The 15,270-nt window shown below is 48.4% G+C and carries 10 protein-coding genes; 7 read left to right on the forward strand and 3 right to left on the reverse strand.

Translation table 11 applies throughout. From position 1 onward, the window contains the following. Nucleotides 1–77: 77 nt before the first annotated feature. The 4 genes from QUA00_RS29385 to blaOXA all read left to right on the forward strand — a co-directional run bounded on the left by QUA00_RS29385 (nt 78) and on the right by blaOXA (nt 3,137). Complete coding sequence (locus QUA00_RS29385) at nt 78–818, forward strand: HipA family kinase (RefSeq protein WP_333412050.1); 741 nt, start codon at nt 78–80, stop codon at nt 816–818. Then, nucleotides 796–1,194: a DUF3037 domain-containing protein gene (locus QUA00_RS29390; RefSeq protein WP_333412051.1), complete on the forward strand. Its 399-nt coding sequence runs from the start codon at nt 796–798 to the stop codon at nt 1,192–1,194. The genes QUA00_RS29385 and QUA00_RS29390 overlap by 23 nt, the downstream gene beginning before the upstream one ends. A gap of 245 nt (nt 1,195–1,439) precedes the next feature. Then, nucleotides 1,440–1,853 (forward strand): MAPEG family protein, encoded by a 414-nt coding sequence (locus tag QUA00_RS29395; RefSeq protein WP_333412052.1) that lies wholly within the window; start codon nt 1,440–1,442, stop codon nt 1,851–1,853. 411 nt (nt 1,854–2,264) lie between these two features. Further along, nucleotides 2,265–3,137 carry a class D beta-lactamase gene (gene blaOXA / locus QUA00_RS29400; RefSeq protein WP_333412053.1) on the forward strand — a complete coding sequence of 291 codons (873 nt, stop codon included), beginning with the start codon at nt 2,265–2,267 and terminating at the stop codon, nt 3,135–3,137. Between the two features lie 265 nt (nt 3,138–3,402). Here the strand turns inward: blaOXA and QUA00_RS29405 are convergent, their stop codons facing one another. Next, on the reverse strand, nt 3,403–3,948 hold the full coding sequence (locus QUA00_RS29405) for a dual specificity protein phosphatase family protein (protein ID WP_333412054.1): 546 nt from the start codon (nt 3,946–3,948) through the stop codon (nt 3,403–3,405). Nucleotides 3,949–4,005: 57 nt separating this feature from the next. Between QUA00_RS29405 and QUA00_RS29410 the strand changes: the two genes are divergently transcribed. Further along, nucleotides 4,006–4,644: a pentapeptide repeat-containing protein gene (locus QUA00_RS29410; protein ID WP_333308987.1), complete on the forward strand. Its 639-nt coding sequence runs from the start codon at nt 4,006–4,008 to the stop codon at nt 4,642–4,644. Nucleotides 4,645–4,998: 354 nt separating this feature from the next. On the opposite strand, the gene QUA00_RS29415 is transcribed toward QUA00_RS29410, so the two are convergent. Beyond that, on the reverse strand, nt 4,999–6,063 hold the full coding sequence (locus QUA00_RS29415) for a TIGR03032 family protein (RefSeq protein WP_333308985.1): 1,065 nt from the start codon (nt 6,061–6,063) through the stop codon (nt 4,999–5,001). A gap of 410 nt (nt 6,064–6,473) precedes the next feature. On the opposite strand from QUA00_RS29415, the gene QUA00_RS29420 reads away from it, so the two are divergent. Then, the gene (locus QUA00_RS29420) at nt 6,474–7,307 is read left to right on the forward strand and encodes a sulfotransferase (protein WP_333412055.1); all 834 of its coding nucleotides are present in this window, start codon (nt 6,474–6,476) and stop codon (nt 7,305–7,307) included. 292 nt (nt 7,308–7,599) lie between these two features. Continuing rightward, nucleotides 7,600–13,872 (forward strand): DUF4347 domain-containing protein, encoded by a 6,273-nt coding sequence (locus QUA00_RS29425; protein ID WP_333412056.1) that lies wholly within the window; start codon nt 7,600–7,602, stop codon nt 13,870–13,872. A gap of 88 nt (nt 13,873–13,960) precedes the next feature. Here the strand turns inward: QUA00_RS29425 and cruG are convergent, their stop codons facing one another. Next, nucleotides 13,961–15,163, reverse strand: coding sequence for a 2'-O-glycosyltransferase CruG (gene cruG / locus QUA00_RS29430; RefSeq protein ID WP_333147835.1), 1,203 nt, complete (start codon nt 15,161–15,163; stop codon nt 13,961–13,963). Between the last annotated feature and the right edge of the window lie 107 nt (nt 15,164–15,270).

A 15,270-nucleotide genomic window follows, 5' to 3' on the forward strand; every position in this document is an offset into this window, starting at 1 on the left:
AGGCTACTTCAGTGTACACCAATTGTCGTGAGTATTACCTACAAGTCTAGGAAAATATCATCCTAGCAATTGCTCCTTTGCGCGAGGGCGGGTCGCTGCCGGCGATCGTCGAAGCAGATGATGATGGTATGTACGTGCTCAAATTTCGCGGTGCGGGCCAGGGAGCCAAATCTCTGATAGCCGAGCTAGTGGCGGGAGAGATTGCTCGCGCCTCCGGGCTCCCAATCCCCGAACTCGTCTTTGTTGAACTCGATCCCGAACTGGCTCGCACTGAGCCTGACCCGGAAATTCAAGATTTGATCCGAGCAAGTGCTGGCCTCAACCTCGCCCTCGACTATCTCCCCGGTTCCATCACATTTGACCCGATAGCGGGGAAGTCCGATGCGGATCTGGCCTCAGAAATCGTCTGGTTCGATGCTTTCGTGACCAACATCGATCGCACATCGCGCAATGCAAATATGCTGGTATGGCACCGCCGGCTTTGGCTGATCGATCACGGTGCAGCCCTCTACTTCCACCACACCTGGAAAGATTATCTCTCGCGCAGCCGCGATCGTTTTCCCCCAATCAAAGACCACGTTCTGCTGCGTTTTGCCAGCACGCTGGAAGCGGCAAATTCAAAGATGACTCAAACGCTAACCCCGGAGATCATTCGCAACATTGTTAAACTAATTCCTGATGCTTGGCTGGTGGGAGATTCTCCTTTCAGCGATAGCAACGAACATCGAAATGCTTATATCGAGTACCTGCTAAATCGGCTAGAATCACCACATATTTTTTTGGAGGAAGCGATTAGTGCCCGATCGATTTCTTTATGATTATGCCATTATCCGCGTCGTTCCCAAAGTTGAGCGCGAAGAGTTTATCAACGTGGGGGCGATCGTTTCCTGCGGTACGAAAAAATTCCTCGAAGCCCGCATCGAAATTGATGAACAGCGCTTGATGGCGATCGACTCAACGTTGGATCTGGAAATGATTCGCAATCACCTAGCAGTCATTCCCATCATTTGTGCAGGCGGCTCCGAATCTGGCGCGATCGGTCAACTTCCCCACAGAGAGCGCTTTCACTGGCTCGTAGCACCCCGCAGCACGATCGTTCAGACATCGCGGGTACACACTGGTTTTTGCCAGAATCTACCGGGTGCGATCGAACACTTGCTCGATACAATGGTGCGATCGTCAAGCCGATTTTAGATTTTAGATTTTAGATTTTAGATTTACTCATTTTAGCTAAAGATGAGAACGCCAGAACCATTGTACTGACGGGAAACTTTTCTAAAGTGTTAGATCGTGTCCGATCGATTAACCGCAATCAGATGCGATCGCGCTTGCTCACGAAAGTCCGCAGCCGGAGTGCGGACTTTCGCGGACACATATCCGTTTTTTATTACTGTAATTGACCGCACATAATATTAGCTGCAGTGGAGCAAGGTAGAAATATGATGCAAATGGAACAGACAAATATGACCGTCCCCCTCTGGGGTTTAGCAATTTTCATCCTGTGGACGATCGCAGTTGTTATCCTGCTGCTAACAGTCAGGATTCGGCATCTATCTGCGGGCGGATCAGTCAAAGATTTCAGCACACCAAACGACGACAGCTTGCTTTGGCGACTATTTCGAGTACAATCCAACTTGATAGAAAACCTGCCTTTGTATTTGGGAGTTGTTTTCCTTCTAACCGTTAGGGGTGTTTCAGGAACAGCAGTAGATTTGCTGATTGTTGTGTACATCCTATTTCGGCTTGTACATTCAGTGATTCACATCGCGGGCCTCGATCCAAAGTTTCGGTTATTCAGCTTAGTAATTCAGTTAAGCTGTTTGGTCGCGTTAACTATTATGGCAGTTTTGTAGGTGAGAAATTACGCAATTGACAGCTATATATATAGCAATCCTAAATCATTATCATAATTATTGTAGGGGCAATCCCCCCGTGGTTGCCCGATAGATAGGGGGTAGGCACGGGGAGTAGGGGTAGCACTACCCCTACAAATTTATCGGAATCATTTAGGATTGCTATAGTAGGGTGCGTCAAGGGCTAACCCTAATTGTTTCTTACACAGCGTAAGTCAGGCCCACCTTACAAGTCGATCGCGCCTGTGACATTAAGCTGTTCGGCATTTAAAGGACTTGCGTAAGGTGCGTCAGCATCTAAGGTTTTCCTTTTCAGCGTAAGGGTTCTAGCTGACGCACCCTACTCGCCTCGTTACTGGTTTAAATGCTCCACAGCTTACTGCCTGTGATTTGGCTAAATTATCGAAGTTTATGAACAGAATATCTCGTGCGATCGCTCTTATTTTAATTGTATTAGGCTGCATTACTTCTGTTTTAGTTCAGCCACCGCAATCAGCCTTAACCGTGCCACCTCCTGTGCAAGAATCTCCACGACGCGGAGGAAATTTGGCTCAGACAATGAATTTTGGACGGCACTTTCAAGAATTAGGAGTTGAAGGCTCGATCGCGATTTACGATTTGAACAGCGATCGGCTTTATCAACACAACCCGCAGCGTAACGCTACAGCTTTTTTACCCGCATCTACATTTAAGATTCTCAACTCTCTGATTTCCTTAGAAACCGGAGTAATTTCAGATGAGCTTGCCGTGCTAACTTGGGATGGAACTCAAAGGCAAATTCCCGCATGGAATCGAGACTTGAATATGAAAGAAGCCATGAAACTTTCCGCCGTTTGGTTTTACCAAGTTCTCGCCCGCCGAGTCGGACACGAGCAAATGCAAAAATGGGTAGCTAAAGTCGGTTATGGCAACCAAAAAATCGGTAACAAAGACGATATTGACAAATTCTGGTTAGAGGGAGAACTGCGAATCACACCCAACGAGCAAATTCAATTTCTCCGCCGTCTCTACAAAAACGACTTACCCTTTTCTGAGCGATCGCTGTCTCTGGTGAAAGACATCATAATTGTTGAACAAACTCCCGATTACACAATTAGAGCCAAAACAGGCTGGGCAAATTTTGGAGAACAAACAAAGCCTCAAATTGGTTGGTATGTAGGTTATTTAGAAAAGGATAAAGATGTTTACTTTTTTGCTACGAACATTGACATCCGCAACAATAATGACGGATCTGCAAGAATCGAGTTAACGCGCCGTTGCTTCAAGGAGCTTGGGCTGCTGTAAGTGCGTTATTTGTTCTGTAATACTCGCAAAAACGCCAGCGGATCGGCTAACGGTGACAGCCAAAAAACCCATTTATTCGATGCCTGAGTTCGATCGTAGGAAGCCGAGTCTTTTAAATCTTTTAGAGCTTACGCAATTGGCCCATATAGCAATCCTTGCAGGTGTCGTAAACTTTTTACCCCACCCCAACCCTCCCCTTACTAAGGGGAGGGAGTAAGAAATTCACAAATGATTTAGGATTGCTATATATATAGTTGCTATCGTGCTATATGTCATTTCTTCCAGCAAGGCGACTATCATCTAAGAGAGCATTAAGTTTTTCAACGACTAGCCAGGGGTTTCGACCTTTCAAACAAGCTGCGATTGCTGCTTCATAGGGATTTCTGCCAGTTTTTTTTACGGCTGCGATCGCCTGTTTGTTAGACAATCCCCGCCCGCTGACCAACCAAGCAGCCAAAACCTGTCCTGTACGTCCGATCCCCCCAGAACAGTGAACTACCACCCGTTCGCCTTTGTTATTTGCAGATTCCAAGAACGGCAATATTTGATCGATTAAAATATCGCGATCGACCAATTCAAAGTCTGCGATCGGCGCCCAGCAAACTCGATCGCACCCAAATATTTTCCGATATGTTCCCAGTAAATCACTGTAGCGGATGAGTTGCGTCTGAGCGAGCAAGCAGCAAACTTGCTGGATATTATGCCCCTGCATAAATTCAATCCAGCGAGCAACTTCTGCATCGCGGTATCCTGGTCTGGCTGCCCCAAACACAATTAATTCATTCTCTGAAGCCGCAGCGAATTTGTGCATAATGTTTTCAATATTTTTACCTATAATTAAGAAAGACGCACAAATCCTGAATCTACAGTGAAAAACAACAGCTCGATCGCCTTAATGAACTGGCTGCAACCCAAACCAGAAACCGTTTTGTTATGCGACTCAATTGTAGCAGCTTCTGAGATGGCATTCATGCTCAACGGTGAGTGGGATGGGTGCAATAGCTTGGTGCTCACTAAATGCGACAAGGTAGCAATTGAAGCAGCCGCCCGTTTGCTGGAGACATCGTGGTGCTACCAAAATACTTGCGAACCGGTTTTAATTCGGCTGGAAGTTGACGAATTGCTGCGCCGTTATGGAATTGGAGACAGGTTTTTTATTAATGCTAACTTGCGATGCGCGCAATTGAGCGAACTTTGCTTGGAAAACATTGATTTGAGTTATGCTAAATTAAATTTGGCTAACCTCAGCGGCACTAATTTAAGCAAAGCCAACTTAATGGCGGTACAGATGCCAGCAGCAAATTTGAGTGGCAGCAATTTGAGTAAATCGCAACTTGTGAGGGCGAATTTATCAGGAGCAAATTTATCAGATGCTAATCTCAAAGGTGCTGATTTGAGTTATGCAGATTTAAGCAATGTTTGCTTAACAGGTGCTGACTTAAGAGGTGCAAATTTAGCGAGAACAGACTTAAGAAAAACAAGGTTAGATGGGGCAATTTTTGAGTAATACCAAATCCCGCTTAAATACTTTCTCTCACACCGCGTGGGTATATCCTGTAAACATTTTAACATCAAACCGACAGTCCGGCAGGGGTTGAAACCCCTGCCTCAAAGCGCAAGTCCTCTAAAAGAGGACTGATGAGTTGTTGAGTCCTCTTTTAGAGGACTTTAGCTATTAGACAGGGGTTTCAACCTCTGGCGGAATAGCGGGTGGGGGGGAGGAGTGGTGGACTAAAAGCTTAAGTTGACACGCTTTGGGTAATGCCGTTTCCCTAGGGCGATCGCACTTCCGGGGTGTGCTTCATAAACGTGGAATCTGCTGTATCTGCGCCCATCCGCGTACATCCGCCACCATCTGCGGTTAAAGTTCCAAAGTAATTAACTGAGCAATTTCATCCGTTTGAAAACCCAACGCCATCGGCTTTTGCACTGTCGGAATCACTTGCACATCATAGAGTTCCGTGACAATTCCTTCAAACCGCAACCAGTGAACGATCGCCCCAGTAGTCAAATCAATCACCATCATACCACAGCGAGCCTCAGCATCCTTGGCTGCTAACAAGTCATCCAATTCTAAACCGCTAAAAGTGTTGTCACCTCCCCGAGGTTTCGAGAGTCCAACAATTGCCCAATTTTGCCAAAAAGCTAGTCCTCGGACATATCCCGGACAAAACGTAATTGCCTCAAATTTCCCTGTATCTAAATCCACATAACCGAATTCTCCTCTCCCCGAATTCAACAACCACAACTTATCTCGATACCAGCGCGGTGAGTGTGGCATTGACAATCCTGTGACGATAATATCATTAGATTCAATATCAATAACTATACCGCCATTTTTTCTGCGATCGCGCCAGCCATCCACCACATCCGACTGACTCGACGCTGTGACATATTTCGCCTCCCCAGCTACCATTGCCAAACCGTTGAGGTGACAGCGGTCTTCATTTATATATTGTGAGATAAAACCGGGTTTCCAGAGAGGTTTGCAACTGTGGCGATCGCTCAAAGTAGCGATACAATTAAACAAAGTGCTAATAAAAATGATTTGATTATTTTTATCGACTGCTATATCGTGAATGTCGATATCGCCTGTAGTATAACCGATTCTTGGTATATATAATTTATCGTATCCTTGGTATAATTTCCCGGATTCTAAGACATTATCTAATTGCCAGAGTTGATATTTGGAACTTAAATAAAGGCGTTCCGGCGTGCAGTAAAGCCCCATTACGCGATCGAATATTCGCCAAAAAGCCGAGATTCTGTTAGTTTCTGGCACAGCACCGATTAACATTAACCTGCTGGTTTGATAGGTGGTGCAAGCGAGGCTGATTTGTTGTTGGGTTAACCAAGATGGAAAATCGCGATCGCCAAAAATTTCGTGTTCGTGGGTTGTATTAAAAGTGGCTTGTTCGTTATTCATAGAATCTGGAGGCATATCTTTAATATATCCCAAATGTAGGGCGATCGTAATTTCCTCGCCTTGCGGGTTTTATCCATCGTACTTGACCCAAATCAACATTCATCTGGGTCTATCAGCGTACATCCGCCACCATCTGCGATTAAAATTCCCAAGTAATTCTGTCCTCATGGCAAAGATCCGACTTTTCCGACTTTATGATCCGACTTTTCCGACTTTACAGAGGCAGGGGCCCTAAGCAACGATAGAGATAGGGGAAAGCCAACCCACGATGTCTAGATTGTAAAGATATCGTAAACCTGGATGTTGTGTTGCGAAGTGTTAAATAAAAATATGGTATAAAAGATATATCTGTGGTATGATAGATTTAAGTTGCATCTAATGTTATAGAAACCCATTCCCCCACGAGGCCAGTGAAAGCCCACTTCATATCAGGACTACCCCGCTCAGGCTCTACTTTACTGGCTGCACTACTACGACAAAATCCCCGCTTTCACGCTGCTATGACTAGCCCAGTCGGGGGATTAGTGGAGAGAATGTTGGAAGCCATGAGCGAAGATAATGAGTTTTCCGTATTTATTTCCTCTGAACAAAAACGGGCACTGATTATGAGCATCTTTTCAGCTTATTACCACCCGCAAGCTGAAAAAGAAGTGATATTCGACACAAATCGTCTTTGGTGCAGCAAGTTGCCATTAATTCTGGAACTATTTCCTGAAGCAAAAGTCATCTGCTGCGTCAGAAACATCGGTTGGATTATGGACAGCATTGAGCTACTGATTCGCCGCAACGCCTTTGATGTTTCGAGGTTATTTAATAATCCAGCGGAACGGGCTACAGTTTATAGCCGTACCGAAGCATTAAGTCAAGGTTCGCGTTTAGTTGGTTATGCTTATAACGCTCTTAAAGAAGCATTTTATAGCGAACAGAGTGCATCTCTTCTACTGGTAGATTACGACCTATTAACCATAAAGCCGGCTAAAACAATGTCGCTGATTTATCAATTTCTTGGGGAAGAGTATTTTGAGCATGATTTCGAGAATGTTCAATATCACGAGCCAGAATTTGATAATAAGCTGAAAACACAAGGGTTACATCAAGTGCGTTCTCAAGTCGAGTTTAAACCGAGAAAAACAATTTTACCCCCCGACTTGTTTGAGCGATTTGATGGCTTATCTTTTTGGACAGATTCAACAAATAGTCGTGCTAGTGCGATTGTAGCGAAGCCACAGTCCGGCAGGGGTTGAAACCCCTGCCTCAAAGCGAAAGTCCTCGCTATGAGGACTGAAAAACTCATTAGTCCTCTTAAGAGGACTTGAGCTATGAGACAGGGAATTCATTCCCTGGCGGACTGGCGGGTTTACTAGCTGAATTGGCGGGAACACAGCTTAAGTTGACACCAATTGGCACGGTGCCGTGTCCTGACTGTGGGTAATATCAATTCCAATGGCACCGGATTTGAGATTAAGCTTTGAGGCGGGGGTTTCAACCCCTGCCGGACTTGAATGTAAACGATAGATATAAAGGATAGCAGGAATTATGAACTCATCAACCGCCAACAAGCAAATTATTTTCGTTGACTCTTCTGTACAGAATTATCAAAACTTGATAGAGGGGGCAGATGCTAACGCCAAAATAGTCATTTTAGATGACAAGCGTAGTGGCATTGAACAAATTACCCAAGCACTGGCTAGTGAAAGTGGCATTGAAGCTGTTCATGTAGTTTCTCACGGCAACCAAGGCAGTTTAAAACTCGGTGCAGACGTACTCAATGGGAATGAGCTCGAAAATTTCAACACTCAGCTAAAACAGTGGGGAAATGCTCTGACAGAGAACGGAGATATCCTACTTTATGGATGCGATGTAGCCGCCACAGAAACTGGCAATAATTTTGTCAAGCGGTTGAGTGAACTCACAGGTGCAGATGTCGCAGCCTCTAACGACTTAACCGGAAATGCAGCTAAAGGCGGCGACTGGGATTTAGAAATAGTAACGGGTCAGATTGAATCCGCCGTGCCGTTTAATCGGCAGGCGATGGAAGATTATGACTATACACTGGCGACTTTTAATGTCACAGAGGCAACCGATGATGGCACTGGCACTGTAGCAGGCACATTGAGCAAAGCAATTTTAGATGCGAATACCACACTAGGGGATGACACCATTACCCTCGCCACAAATGTCAGGTTTACACAAACTCCGAATCAGCTAATCGACAGCAATATTGCTTTTATTGGTGGCGGTTTCATTGTCAGCGGAGATGCCAATAACAGTGGCATTAATGATACGGGTGACGTTCGCCTCTTCTTTGTGAAGTCTGGAACCGTCAGTTTCAGCAACATGACTATGAGGGGGGGGCGTGCCCAGGGCGGAGATGGTAGTGGTGGAGGCGCAGGTATGGGGGGTGGCTTGTTTGTTTATAACGGCACAGTCAGCCTGAATTCTGTCACCTTTTCTAATAACTCTGCCATTGGCGGAAATGGTATCAGAGGTGGCGGTGGTGGCAGTGCTAATTTTGTGCCTCTCAATCCGGCTAATAATGGTGCCGACCAGATTGGCGGCAACGCCGACTTCGGCAGGGGCGGCAACGGCTACGGTGGCAACGGCGGCTTCGGTGGCAACGGCGGTGTCGGCATCGGCGGCAACGGCGGCACCTTCGGCGGCAACGGCGGCGGCGGTGGCGGCGGCTTCGGCGGCGGCGGTGGCGGCGGCTTCGGCGGCATCGGCGGCGACTACAACGGCCGCGGCATCGGCGGCTTCGGCGGCTTCGGCGGCGGCGGTGGCGGCGGCGGCAACATCGGCGACAACGGCGGTTACACCAGCAACGGCGGCAACGGCGGTTACGGCGGCGGCGGCGGCAACGGCTTCGGCGGCCGCGGCGGCAGCTTCGGCGGCAGCGGCAGCGGCAGCTTCGGCGGCCGCGGCCGCGGCGGCGGGGCTGGCATGGGGGGTGCAGTATTCATCCGTCAAGGTACTCTCATCCTTAACAGCACCACATTTACCGACAACACTGCTACAGGCGGCACGGGTAGCAACCCTGGTCAAGGCAAAGGTGGGGCAATTTTCGCCATGCAGTCCCTCACTAACATCAACCGCAACAACCAAGGAATGCCCACCGCACTCCCTACCGTCACCACATTGGGAGCCACCTTCACCGGCAACATCGCCGCCAACCAAATTGGTTTCCCCGTCGGTGCTAACACTCCCAGCGGTGGTGTCGGCACCAACCAGGATAATAACGACGTTTTCGGGACTATTGCCGCGGCACCCACACCAGATATCGCTGTCACCACTCCCGCCGTCGCTGCTACTACCTTACTAGCAGGCACAACCAACCAAAAACTATACGAAATCGACTTAGCCGTTACCACCCTTAACGCCCAACTCACAGGCGTTACCCTGACTCCCATCGGCACTTACACCACCCCAGACATCAGCGGTTTCAAACTCATCTACTCCACCGACAACGTTTTAGAGGCGGGAGATACCACCCTCAGCACCCAACCCCCAGTCGCCTCCGGCAGTCCCCTGAACTTTACCGGTCTCACCCAAACCATCAACACCGGCACCACAGGCTACTTATTCCTAACTTCTGACATTGCCACAGGTGCCACCGAAGGCAAAACCATCAATATCGACGCACCTACCCTCGCTAACTTCACCTTCGCCACAGGCAACAAAACCGGAACTCCCACCGCAGGCGGCACGCAAACCCTCGACGGCATCCCTACCATTACCAGCGTCACCGTACCCGCCAATACTTACGGCATTGGCGGAAACCTCGACTTCACGGCAACATTTAGCGAACCCGTCACCATCACCCCCGGTACTGGTAGCGCCAACCTCCCCATCACTCTCGACACTGGAGGTACTGTCAATGCCACCCTCACGGGCACCGGTGCGTTATCACGTACCCAAACTTTCCGTTACACCGTAGCATCAGGCAACGTTGACAGCGATGGCATCACTGTAGGCGCTAACTTAGCACTCACAGGCGGCGCGACGATTCGAGATGCTACTAATAATAATGCCACCCTGACTTTAAATGGAGTCAGTGCAACAACGGGTGTATTAGTTGATGGTGTTGCCCCAACTGTTACTATCAATCAAGCTACAGGGCAAACAGATCCAACATCAACATCACCTATCAACTATACTGTCACTTTCAGCGAACCAGTCACTGGTTTCGATGCGGCTGATATTGACTTAAGTGGCACGGCTGGTGCAACTACAGCAACGGTAACGGGTAGCGGTGCTAATTATAATGTAGCAGTTAGCGGTATGACTGCTGTGGGAAGTGCGATCGGCATAGTAAAAGCAGGCGGTGTCACTGACATTGCGGGTAATACCAATACTGCTAGTACCAGTACCGATAATATAGTTACCTACGACAACATTGCCCCAACTGTTACTATCGATCGAGCTACAGAGCAAACAGATCCGACTGCAACTTCACCTATCAACTATACTGTCACTTTCAGCGAACCTGTCACTGGTTTCGATCCGGCTGATATTGACTTAACTGCAAGTACAGCAGCGGGAACATTAATACCAACCATCAGAGGTAGTGGCACTGTTTACAGCGTCGAAGTCAACGGCATGACAGGGGGAGGTAATGTAATTGCCAGCATCAAAGCTAACGGCGTTACTGATACAGCAGGTAATAACAACACTGCCAGTACAAGTACAGATAATACCGTTGCTTATAACAACACCTTTCCCACAGTTACATCTATCAACCGCCTTGCGACATCTCCCACTGCTGCGGCTACCGCCACCTACGAGATTAAATTCTCTGAAGATGTTACAGGCGTTGACGTTTCTGACTTTACTTTAGTCCCAAATGGTGTAACTGGTGCATCCATTGGCACTTTAACTCCTGTTGATGCTAAGACTTACCAACTGCAAGTTAACACAGGTACGGGCAGCGGTAAAATTGGGTTAAATTTAGTTGATGATGACAGCATCAAAAACAGCTTGGGAGTGGCATTAGGCGGTGCAACGGCTGGCAATGGTAACTTAACGGGACAAGTTTACGACATTGACAAAACACCGCCCACTGGCAGTTTAAATGCTGTTGCGGATGTGACTACAGCGGGCGGAACCAGTCAAACTTTGACTGTCACTTTCAGCGATAATAATGTTCTCGATGTTTCAAGCTTGGATAGTTCTGATGTTTTGATAAATTGGTCAGGTGGCGCTATTCCTGCTACTTTTGTCAGCGTCGATAATAATAGTAATGGTACGCCTCGGACAGCGACTTATTCCTTTGTTCCCCCTGGCGGAAGTTGGGATAATACTGATAATGGAACTTACACTGTTAACTTGCAAGGAAGTCAGGTTAAAGATGCACTTGGCAATCTTGCTGTTGCTGGTAGTTTAGGGACTTTTAACGTTAATGTTGCGGCACCGGTTGCGACAACCCCGCCATCGGGCACAGATACACCAACGGGCACAGCGGGAACACCAACGGGCACAGCGGGAACACCAACGGGCACAGCGGGAACACCAACTGGCACAGCGGGAACACCAACGGGCATAGATACACCATCGGGCACAGCGGGAACACCAACGGGCACAGCGGGAACACCAACGGGCACAGCGGGAACACCAACGGGCACAGCGGGAACACCAACGGGTACAGCGGGAACACCAACGGGCACAGATACACCATCGGGAACACCGACACCAACGGGCACAGCGGGAACACCAACGGGTACAGATACACCAACGGGTACAGCGGGAACACCAACGGGAACAGATACACCATCGGGAACAGATACACCAACGGGCACAGCGGGAACACCAACGGGCACACCGACACCAACGGGAACACCGACACCAACGGGTACAGATACACCAACGGGTACAGATACACCAACGGGCACACCGACACCAACGGGAACACCGACACCAACGGGTACAGATACACCAACGGGAACACCGACACCAACGGGAACACCATCAGGAACACCCACGCCAACGGGAACAGATACACCAACGGGAACACCGACACCAACGGGCACAGCGGGAACACCCACGGGAACACCGACACCATCGGGAACACCCACACCAACGGGAACAGATACACCATCGGGAACACCGACACCAACGGGAACACCCACACCAACGGGAACACCGACACCAACCGGAACGCCCACTCCAACCAACTTCTTCGATTATTCGTCGTCCCCCAACAGCGTTACTCAAAGCTTCAGCAACATCACTCAACCTGTCACTATCATTGGCAGTCGCTTTAACGACAACTTCATCGGTACAAGCAACCCAGACAATATTAGCGGTAGCGATGGTGATGACATCCTTGATGGTGGCGCTGGCAATGACACCCTCAATGGCGGAGTTGGCAACAACACCTTCACCGGGGGAGTTGGCAATGACACCTTTATCTTTAATTCCCTTCCTGGTACTTTCGGCGGACAAAACCTAATTTTAGACTTCACCCCTGGAGAAGATAAATTACAACTTGATGTTGCCTTCGGTTTCACCTCACCGGAACAAGTGCTCGCAGCATTACAATCTACCCCTTCGGGTTTAGTCTTAAACTTAGGGAATGGTCAAACTATCTCTATCAAAGCCAATTCTCTCTCACCAAGCGACATCATTCTCTTTAGTAATTCCACAGCAACACCGACACCAACGGGAACACCTACACCATCGGTAACACCGACACCATCGGGAACACCCACTCCAACGGGAACCGATACACCATCGGGAACACCCACTCCAACGGGAACCGATACACCAACGGGAACCGATACACCATCGGGAACCGATACACCAACGGGAACCGATACACCAACGGGAACCGATACACCATCGCGAACACCAACACCAACGGGAACCGATACACCATCGGTAACGCCAACACCAACAACCAACAACATCCCCAATGACGACTGCATCTGCGATGACATTGCCTATCCCAACTTAAACCAACCCAATGCAGTTGAGAACACCATACTTGGTGTATCGGGAATTCAAATAGGCACTGCCCAAAACGATGAATTTCTCGGCACTAACAACGGCAATATATTCGATGGCAAATCCGGGGATGACAACTTATATGGTGGTGCCAGCAACGACATCTTTAATGGCAACCAAGGCAATGACTTCATCATCGGAGGCAAAGGTGACGACATCCTCTATGGAGATGGAGGAAACGACATCGTTCTTGGCGAATTGGGCAACGATTTAATCTTCGGAGGCAAAGGTAATGACTTGTTACATGGCCGCGAAGGCAATGACATCATTTATGGCAACAAAGATGATGACTTCATCGATGGTGGCAAGGATAATGACGTTTTATATGGAGGCAAAGGTGACGACATCATCCTTGGTAGTCAAGGTGATGACAATCTGTTTGGACAGTTAGGTTCGGATACCCTCTGCGGCGGTGAAGGCAATGACTTAATCAACGGTGACGCCGGAGCAGATATTCTCGGAGGGTGCGAAGGAAATGATACTCTTTACGGAGGCCTAGATAACGATACTCTCACTGGTGGCAAAGGATCCGATTTGCTTGATGGAGGCGTGGGGAATGATAGTTTGATTGGCGGTAGCGGCAACGATATCTTTGCCTTAACAACTGGTCAAGGATTTGATATCATCGCTGATTTTACCATCGGTCAAGACTTGATTGGATTAAGCGGAGGTTTGAGTTTTGGTCAGTTAGCAATCACTCAAAATACTCAGGGAACTCTCATCAAAAATGTCTTGACAGGAGAGGAGTTAGGTGTGATGATTGGAGTGAGTGCCAATGCGATTACATCCGCTAATTTCCGGTTGATTTAGGAAATCAAGAAAAGTACGATCGCCCATTCGATTCAAAAGGACGATCGCACTTCTACCAATTTTAAAAGGTCTAGCAAAAATTTAACGATTATTCATACTTTCGGCCGCGCCACTGAGTAGGCTGATTCAACGCAGAAATTAGAATACGCAAAAACGCCAGCGGATCGGCTAAAGGTGACAGCCAAAACAGCCATTTACCCGATGCCTGACTTGTATCGTAGGAAGGTGCGATCGCGAAACACAAAGCCGATCGCACTGCAACCAAAAATACATTCAATCCCAACAGCCAAAAGTGCGGAAATACACCAACCGGCGGCAGCGAACCAAACAGCAAATAGCACAACACAATCGGCACCGGCAAACCTTGAACCGCCAGCAACAGCCACAAATCGCCCCAAATTTGAGCGCCAGAAGCAGCATCTTTCAAATCGAGCGATCGACCCCATTCATTCCAAGTCTCGATCGCCCCCTCATACATCCGCACCTTCAACACCTTAGCCCCATCCAAAAAGCCCACCTTAAAGCCCTTAGCAGCCGCATAGCGAGCCAGAGTCACATCATCGCAAAACGAACCCCTCGCGACCTCATAGCCCCCCAAAGCCACCAAAACCTCGCGCTTACACAAGAAACACTGACCGTTCGCCATCACCCGTTCCGGCACATCCCCGCCAGTCCCCGTGGGCCCGAACCGATAAACCAAAGTCATTAACAAAGCAGGTTGCAGCCACAACTCCCCCGGATACTTGAGGATAAACTGCGGCGACAGCGAAATCAAATCGTAATTTCCAGCCGCCGCCGTCTTCAGCAAACTCGCAATCAAACCCGGATGCGGCACAGTATCCGCATCTATCCCCAAAATCCACTCGCACTTCTCGGAACTTGCCAAAAAACCCGCATTCAGCGCCCAGGGACGCCCTACCCAACCCGCCGGCAGCGGATCGTCGTTAATCAAGCGAAACCGGGGGTCTTTTTGTGCTGCTGCTTTGACTAAATCTCCGGTTCCGTCTACCGAATAGCTGTCAACCACAATTACTTCTCGGAGTTCGTAACTTTGGCTGGTTAATCCTTCCAAACAAGGCGAAATGCGATCGGCTTCGTTCAAAGTCGGTACCACCGCAGTACAACTACCCAACAAATCCAGCGTCGGCGAATCCGGTTCCAGGGGCGGGATGCGCGATGGGCCTTTAATCAAACGCGACATCAGAAGGGCTGCAGCGGGCAATTGCAGCAGCAAGAGTGCGACAGCGATGATACTTGTCAGCGGTTGGGAGAACAGGTGAGGGGCGATCATGGGATTTTAGATTTTAGATTTTAGATTTTAGATTTTCAATTGAAGAATTGGGAATTACGGTTGGTGTCAATTTAAAAATTTAATAAAATTTTGACCTCAAACATATT

This window comes from Microcoleus sp. T2B6 (genome assembly GCF_036700475.1).
Taxonomy (GTDB): domain Bacteria; phylum Cyanobacteriota; class Cyanobacteriia; order Cyanobacteriales; family Microcoleaceae; genus Microcoleus.

Bases quoted from the DNA above. Each gene is read 5' to 3' on its own strand.
- QUA00_RS29425 (WP_333412056.1), top strand. From the start codon at position 7,600: ATGAACTCATCAACCGCCAACAAGCAAATTATTTTCGTTGACTCTTCT.
- QUA00_RS29405 (WP_333412054.1), bottom strand. From the start codon at position 3,948: ATGCACAAATTCGCTGCGGCTTCAGAGAATGAATTAATTGTGTTTGGG.
- QUA00_RS29415 (WP_333308985.1), bottom strand. From the start codon at position 6,063: ATGAATAACGAACAAGCCACTTTTAATACAACCCACGAACACGAAATT.
- blaOXA (WP_333412053.1), top strand. From the start codon at position 2,265: ATGAACAGAATATCTCGTGCGATCGCTCTTATTTTAATTGTATTAGGC.
- cruG (WP_333147835.1), bottom strand. From the start codon at position 15,163: ATGATCGCCCCTCACCTGTTCTCCCAACCGCTGACAAGTATCATCGCT.
- QUA00_RS29395 (WP_333412052.1), top strand. From the start codon at position 1,440: ATGATGCAAATGGAACAGACAAATATGACCGTCCCCCTCTGGGGTTTA.